This window comes from Streptacidiphilus pinicola (assembly GCF_003258295.1).
Classification (GTDB): Bacteria; Actinomycetota; Actinomycetes; order Streptomycetales; family Streptomycetaceae; genus Streptacidiphilus; species Streptacidiphilus pinicola.
The window spans coordinates 1-6,160 of the sequence record NZ_QKYN01000175.1 but is presented as its reverse complement, the minus strand read 5'-3'; the positions used below and the strand labels follow the sequence as shown (position 1 = coordinate 6,160).

Genomic DNA, 6,160 nt, shown 5'->3' with positions numbered 1-6,160 from the left:
TTTGGCCTTTAAATAAGGCACAATATTCGCGCAGAGCGGCACAGCATCCGCTGGAATGAGCGGACCCGTGCACAGCGTCCTCGCTGAAATTTGTTTCTCAAAAGTAACTGGCGTTGACTTTTGGCACGCTGTTGAGTTCTCAAGGAACGGACGCTTCCTTCGGCCCCGTTTCACCGGGCCCTCCGGGCGCTTCCTTCGTTTTCTACTCTATCAGAACTTTCTGCCTTCGCTTTTCGCTCCGGCCCGTTCCGACGAGTGAAACTCTAGCTGATTTCTCCGGCCGAAACCAAATCCACCAGCCATTCCCACTGTTCCCTCTAAAACTGGGCAGCACAAATACCATCAGTGCTGATCAATTTCGAGGGGGTTGGCTGCCCGGACACCCGCACCGCGAGCGGGGCAACCCGGAGAACACTACGCATCCGCGAAGGGGGTGTCAACCCTCGGCCAGGATCTCGTCGAGGACGTGCTGGGCGGTCGCCACCATCACCGGGTTGCTGTGCCGGTAGTAGCTGAGTTCGAGGAGTGCGACCGAGAGTGCCCAGCCCCGACCGCGCACCCAGGTCGCCTCGTCGACCTCGGCCACCGTACGGAACAGGGCGCGTGCCTCGGGCGGCAGGACGTACCAGGCCGGCAGGAGGTCGACCGCGGCGTCGCCGAAACCGGCGCACTCGAAGTCGATGACAGCGCTGAGTCGTCCCTCCGGGGAGACCAGCAGGTTGCCCGGCTGCAGATCGGAGTGGATCCAGACCGGCGCGTTGGTCCATTCGGGTGCACGCAGCGCGCTCTCCCAGACGGACAGGGCGGCGCCCTGGTCGACCAGGTCGCGCACATCCGCGAGCGCGCGGCGCGTGTCGGCGTCCCGTTGCGGCAGGGGTTCGCTTCGGTACGAAGCGGGACCGTCAGCCGGGTCGGTGCGGCGCAGGGTGGTGACGAAAGCCGCCAAGTCGGTGGCGAGGAGCTTCGGTGCCGTGAGTCGGCCGACGACCGGGTTTGTTCCGTCGAGCCACTCGTAGACGGACCAGCGCCACGGGTACCCCTCCTGGGGTGTTCCCTGGGCGAGCGGCACCGGGATCGGGGTGGGCAGCTGGGCCCCGAGGCGCGGGAGCCACTCGTGCTCCATGTCGATGTCCTTCGCGGCGCCGGCCCTCCGGGGCAGCCGGACGACCATGTCCGCGCCGAGCCGGAACATCGCGTTGGAGGTCCCGATCCGCTCGACCGCCTCGACCTCCAGGCCGGCCCACTGCGGGAACTGCGCGGCGACCAGCCGTCGTGCGAGTGCTGCGTCGGTGTCCACCTCGTCGACGTGCATCTTGGCCATGGGCGCGCTCTCGCCTTTCCTCCGGGTCGACCGTGGGTCGACCGTCATGGGAACGCGCGCGCGGGACGGGCGTCAATCGAATTCCCGTGGCAGCCACCCCGACGAGCCTGCTAGCTTTTCAGCACACGCGAGCCTTCTCGGTGCGGACAGCAGTCCGCGGCCGAGGAGGCTTTTTTCGTGCCCGCGTTCCCGCTGGGTCCCCCTCCCGCAAACGCACGAGGTGAACAGCTTCATGAGCCGAACGACGATTTCCGCGGCTGCCGCCGGTACGTGGCGTCTCGGTGACCTGACCGTCAACCGCCTCGGTTTCGGCGCGATGCGCCTCACCGGGACCGCGCCCTTCGACCACGGTGTGCCGCGTGACCGGGCCCAGTCCATCGCCGTACTGCGACGTGCGGTCGAGCTGGGCGTGAACCACGTGGACACCGCCGCGTTCTACTTCTCCACCACGCGCTCCGCCAACGAGCTGATCAACCGGGCGCTGGCGCCCTACCCGGAGGAGCTGGTCATCGCCACCAAGGTCTGGCCCGGCCGCGACGCCTCGGGCTCCTGGCATTGGGCGTCACCTGACGAGCTGCGCGGGCAGGTGGAGGAGAACCTGCGGCAGCTCGGCCGGGACCACCTGGACGTGGTGAACCTGCGCGTGCCGCCGAGCAGTCGGGGCGGCTCGATCGCCGAGCACTTCGGCGCGCTGGCAGGACTCCGTGACGCCGGACTGATCCGGCACCTGGGCATCTCCAACGTGTCTTCCGAGCAACTGACCGAGGCGCTCGCCATTGCGCCCGTCGTCTGCGTGCAGAACCCCTACGGCATCGGCGCAGCACCGGAGCAACACACGCTGCTGCGTCGGTGCGGCGAACTCGGCATCGCCTTTGTCCCGTTCTTCGCCATCGCCGGTTCGCGACGCGAGGCCGGTGCGAGTGTCGGTGTCGGCGACCAGGAGGGCCAGGCGGTGGAGGCCGTCGCCCGTGCCCACGGTGTGACCGTCGCGCAGGTCCGGCTGGCCTGGACCCTGCAGCAGGGACCGCACGTCCTGGCCATCCCCGGGACGGGCGACGTGCGGCACCTGGAGGAGAACGTGGCAGCCGGGGCGCTGCGGCTCTCGGCGGAGGAGCTGGCTCTGCTGGGCTGATTCTCAGGAGCCGTAGGCGGCGAGGAAGGCGGAGACCCCGTCGTCCGCGAGCCGGTCGAGCTCGTCCGGGGAGAGCAGCTGGGCCTCGGGAGCGAAGAGGAAGGCGTCGAGGGTGCTGCCGAGCACCAGGTACGAGAAGTGCTCGGCGGCACGGCGCGCGTTCGGCGCGCGGAGCGCGCCGCGTGCGTGCAGCGAGGTGAACGCCTCGGTCAGCGCCGCCATGACCCGGCCGGGCGCGCGCCGGTAGTACTCGTCGGCCAGCGCCGGGAACCGGGTGGCCTCGAGGATGATCAGCCGGCGCAGTCGCAACACCTCGGGGCGGGCGACGGTGGCGAGGTGCCGGCGGCCCAAGGCGTGCAGCGCCTGCGGGAGGTCGGCAGCCTCCGTCAGCCCGCCGACGAGCTGCTCCGCGAACTCCCCTGCTGTGGTGGTGAAGCCGAGCACCAGCTCGGTGAAGAGCGACTCCTTGTCACCGTAGTTGTTGTAGATGCTGCGCTTGGAGACCTTGGCGAGGGCGGCGATCTCGTCGACCCCCGTGTCCGCGTAGCCGTTGCGCAGGAACAGGGTGGTGGCCGCCTCGGCCACGGCGGCGCGGGTCCGCACGGTCCGCGGATCGGGGCCGCGGTCCCGCAGTCCCGCGGGGATGTGGACCGGGGGTTGCTGCTCACTCATGTCGAGGACTCCACCGTTTGCTCGCCGCCGCCGGTACTGGGTGGTATACAAGATAGTGCACCCATCGGTGCAAGAGATGGACGACAAGCGTCGGACGAGCGTCGAGCCCAGACAGTGTCGAGCCCAGACGGTGAGGAGATGGTGACGGTGTTGTTCCAGGCGACAGTCGAGGCCACCGGCAAGACCACCACTGGCATTCCCGTTCCCCAAGAGATCGTGACCGGTCTCGGCGCGGGAAAGCGCCCGCCGGTCCGGGTCACCCTCAACGGCTACACCTACCGCACGCCCCTGGGCGTCATGGGCGGCCGCACCCTGATCAGCGTCAGCGCCGCGATCCGCCAGGCCGCCTCGGTCGCCGCCGGCGACCAGCTCCCGGTCACCATCGAACTGGACACGGACCCGCGCTGACCCGGACACGTCCGATCAGCCGACGTCGCCGGTGGCCGATTCGGGCTTGGTGTGGAGCACGTCGCGGACCTGCTCGGCGGCGCGGAGCATGCTCTCACTGATGAAGTCGCTGAAGCGGGCGATGTTCTCCAGACGAGTGGCGGCCGGAGACCCGCGGCCGAGCAGAGCGACGCCTTGGCGCGCGGTCCTGCCGACGGCCGCGACGCCTTGGGCGCTCGCGATCGTCGACTGGTACCAGACGTCCTCGTCCACGAAGTAGCGCTCACGGCGGCGTTCGTCGCGCTCACGGCGGATGAGGCCCTGCTCCTCGAGGAACGCCACGGCCTTGGAGACCGACGCGGGGCTGACCTCGAGGTGTGCGGCCAGTTCGGACGCGGTGAGGCTGCCGGCGTTGGAGATGAAGAGGCTGGTCAGCACCCGGGCGGTCATCCTGGGCAGGCCCTGACTCATCATCAAGGTCGTGAAGGTCTCCTCGTATTCGCGCAGCGCCTCGTCATCAGGCCCGTGAGATCGAGTGTCGGGGTGCGGGGTGGCCACCTGCTTGCGCCGGCGGGCGCGGCGTTCCGTGGCCCGGTGGGCCAGGTCGGCACGGTAGGCGAGGGGGCCACCATTGCGGTCCACCTCGCGCGTGATCGTCGAGGTGGGGCGCTCGAGGCGTCGGGCGATCTCCGCATAGGAGAGGTCGTCGGCCAAGCCCAGCGCGATCTGCTGGCGCTCCTGCTGGGTGAGTCTGCCTCCCGGCACCGCGATCTCCTTCTCTGCTGTCCCCGATGCCGGCAGCTTAGCGTTCACTCGCCATCCAATGCAACGGCATCGGTAGGCGTCATTGCGTTAGATACAGACTCAGTGCAACGAAATCTGCATGTTGACCTGCACCTATGTTCCCAACATGCAACAAGCTCATTGCGCAATCCTTGAACGCAACGTAGCGTTCTCGATGTCAGAAACGAAGCGCACGCAAGGAGAGAACGATGCAGAAGTTCGCCGCCACCGCCCCGGTCACCGCCGTCCTGAACATCGCCGCCGGGCGCATCCAGGTCATCGCCGCCGACCGCACCGACACCACCGTCGACGTCCGGCCCGCCAACCCCGCCAAGAGCCGCGACGTGAAGGCCGCCGAACAGACCACCGTCGCCTTCGCCGACGGCACCCTGCGGATCGGCGGAGCCGAGCCCAGGAACCAGTACTTCGGCCCCACCGGCTCCGTCGAGATCACCCTCCAGGTCCCCACCGGCTCCCACCTCGACGCCCGTACCGCCTCCTGCGAACTGCGTGGCGTCGGCCGCCTCGGCGACATCACCTTCGAGGGCGCCTACCAGCACATCAAGATCGACGAGGCCGCGAACGTCCGCCTCACCGCCGTCGACGGGGACGTCGAGATCGGCCGCCTGGGCGGCCCCGCCCAGATCACCACCGCCCGCGGCGCCATCACCGTCGAAGAGGCCACCCACGGCGCCGTCGTTCTGGCGACCCAGATGGGCGACATCACCGTCGGCGCCACCCCGGGTGCCTCCGCGTCCCTCGACGCCGGCACCGGCCACGGGCGCGTCAGCAACGCCCTGAAGAACAACGGCACCATCGAACTCGACATCCGCGCCACCACCGGCCACGGCAACATCACCGCCCGCAGCCTGTGAGTAATCCTCAGCACGGGACCAACCGGCCGAGCCCACGCCAACTCCCAACGGCGTGGGCCCGGCCGGCGGCCGTTCAGCCGAGCATGGCTGGACCGCGATGCCGTCCGAGACGGTGTATCAGCTGCGGTGGGCGAAGAGGACAGCGCCGAGACTGCTCTCCCCGGACGTGAGCGTCGTCGTCGACTCCACGGTGAAGCCGGCCTGCTGGAGCCAGGCGGCGACGCGGTCGGGTTGACGGCGATGCACGTGGACGCGGATCGCGGCTCCGTCGACGCCTTTCGTCCTCAGGACGGAGTCGTCTCCGACGTGAAAGCCCAACAGCATCAGCCCACCAGGCCGGAGCGCGTGGTGGAAGCGTGCAAGGACGTGCGCGATCTCGTCGTCGGGAACGTGGATCAGCGAGTACCAGGCGAGCAGGCCGGCCAGAGAGGCTTCGGGCAGGTCGAGTTCCGTCATGGAACCCACATCGAAGCGGATGTTCGGATGATCGCGGCGGGCGGCCCCGATCATCTCCGGCGACAGATCGATCCCGAACACGTCCACGCCCTGTTCGGCCAGGAAGCCGGCAATCCGGCCCGCACCGCACCCCACGTCCGCGACGGGTCCACCACCGGCCTGCCGTACCTGATCGGCAAAGAGCGTCAGAAGTGCCCGCTCGTAAGGCGTGCTGTCGAGCAGATCGCGGAACCGGTCCGCGTACGTGGCAGCGGCGTCGTCGTAGGCCGCCCTGGTGTCGGCCAGCCATCCGTCAGAGCACATCTCGACTCCCCCTGGAACGCAATGAAGCCCCCTGACCGGTGGTCAGGGGGCTTCTTTGTAAAAGTTGTTCGGCGGCGTCCTACTCTCCCACAGGGTCCCCCCTGCAGTACCATCGGCGCTGTAAGGCTTAGCTTCCGGGTTCGGAATGTAACCGGGCGTTTCCCTCACGCTATGACCACCGAAACACGATGAGATCGTGCAACCATGTTGGTCGCTGTCTCAGAACAGCAC

7 protein-coding genes and 1 rRNA gene are annotated in these 6,160 nt (G+C 68.4%); 3 read left to right on the top strand and 5 right to left on the bottom strand.

The window, feature by feature from the left end:
• Nucleotides 1-436: 436 nt before the first annotated feature.
• Nucleotides 437-1,321: an aminoglycoside phosphotransferase family protein gene (locus DN069_RS34390; RefSeq protein WP_243640153.1), complete on the bottom strand. Its 885-nt coding sequence runs from the start codon at nt 1,319-1,321 to the stop codon at nt 437-439.
• A gap of 232 nt (nt 1,322-1,553) precedes the next feature.
• Between DN069_RS34390 and DN069_RS34385 the strand changes: the two genes are divergently transcribed.
• Nucleotides 1,554-2,453: an aldo/keto reductase gene (locus tag DN069_RS34385; protein WP_111507168.1), complete on the top strand. Its 900-nt coding sequence runs from the start codon at nt 1,554-1,556 to the stop codon at nt 2,451-2,453.
• 3 nt (nt 2,454-2,456) lie between these two features.
• Here DN069_RS34385 and DN069_RS34380 read toward each other — a convergent pair whose 3' ends face one another.
• Nucleotides 2,457-3,125 carry a TetR/AcrR family transcriptional regulator gene (locus tag DN069_RS34380; protein ID WP_111507167.1) on the bottom strand — a complete coding sequence of 223 codons (669 nt, stop codon included), beginning with the start codon at nt 3,123-3,125 and terminating at the stop codon, nt 2,457-2,459.
• A 138-nt stretch (nt 3,126-3,263) separates the two neighbouring features.
• On the opposite strand from DN069_RS34380, the gene DN069_RS34375 reads away from it, so the two are divergent.
• The gene (locus DN069_RS34375) at nt 3,264-3,533 is read left to right on the top strand and encodes a DUF1905 domain-containing protein (RefSeq protein ID WP_207892374.1); all 270 of its coding nucleotides are present in this window, start codon (nt 3,264-3,266) and stop codon (nt 3,531-3,533) included.
• A gap of 15 nt (nt 3,534-3,548) precedes the next feature.
• Here the strand turns inward: DN069_RS34375 and DN069_RS34370 are convergent, their stop codons facing one another.
• Nucleotides 3,549-4,277, bottom strand: coding sequence for a GbsR/MarR family transcriptional regulator (locus DN069_RS34370; protein WP_111507166.1), 729 nt, complete (start codon nt 4,275-4,277; stop codon nt 3,549-3,551).
• A 227-nt stretch (nt 4,278-4,504) separates the two neighbouring features.
• On the opposite strand from DN069_RS34370, the gene DN069_RS34365 reads away from it, so the two are divergent.
• On the top strand, nt 4,505-5,170 hold the full coding sequence (locus DN069_RS34365) for a DUF4097 family beta strand repeat-containing protein (protein WP_111507165.1): 666 nt from the start codon (nt 4,505-4,507) through the stop codon (nt 5,168-5,170).
• A gap of 117 nt (nt 5,171-5,287) precedes the next feature.
• Here DN069_RS34365 and DN069_RS34360 read toward each other — a convergent pair whose 3' ends face one another.
• Entirely contained in the window at nt 5,288-5,929 is a 642-nt protein-coding gene (locus DN069_RS34360) for a class I SAM-dependent methyltransferase (RefSeq protein WP_111507164.1), read from the bottom strand.
• 66 nt (nt 5,930-5,995) lie between these two features.
• Nucleotides 5,996-6,112: ribosomal RNA gene (gene rrf / locus DN069_RS34355) — 5S ribosomal RNA — on the bottom strand.
• Between the last annotated feature and the right edge of the window lie 48 nt (nt 6,113-6,160).

Coding starts and splice junctions, on each gene's coding strand:
- DN069_RS34390 (WP_243640153.1), bottom strand. CDS start 1,321: ATGGCCAAGATGCACGTCGACGAGGTGGACACCGACGCAGCACTCGCA.
- DN069_RS34385 (WP_111507168.1), top strand. CDS start 1,554: ATGAGCCGAACGACGATTTCCGCGGCTGCCGCCGGTACGTGGCGTCTC.
- DN069_RS34380 (WP_111507167.1), bottom strand. CDS start 3,125: ATGAGTGAGCAGCAACCCCCGGTCCACATCCCCGCGGGACTGCGGGAC.
- DN069_RS34375 (WP_207892374.1), top strand. CDS start 3,264: ATGGTGACGGTGTTGTTCCAGGCGACAGTCGAGGCCACCGGCAAGACC.
- DN069_RS34365 (WP_111507165.1), top strand. CDS start 4,505: ATGCAGAAGTTCGCCGCCACCGCCCCGGTCACCGCCGTCCTGAACATC.
- DN069_RS34360 (WP_111507164.1), bottom strand. CDS start 5,929: ATGTGCTCTGACGGATGGCTGGCCGACACCAGGGCGGCCTACGACGAC.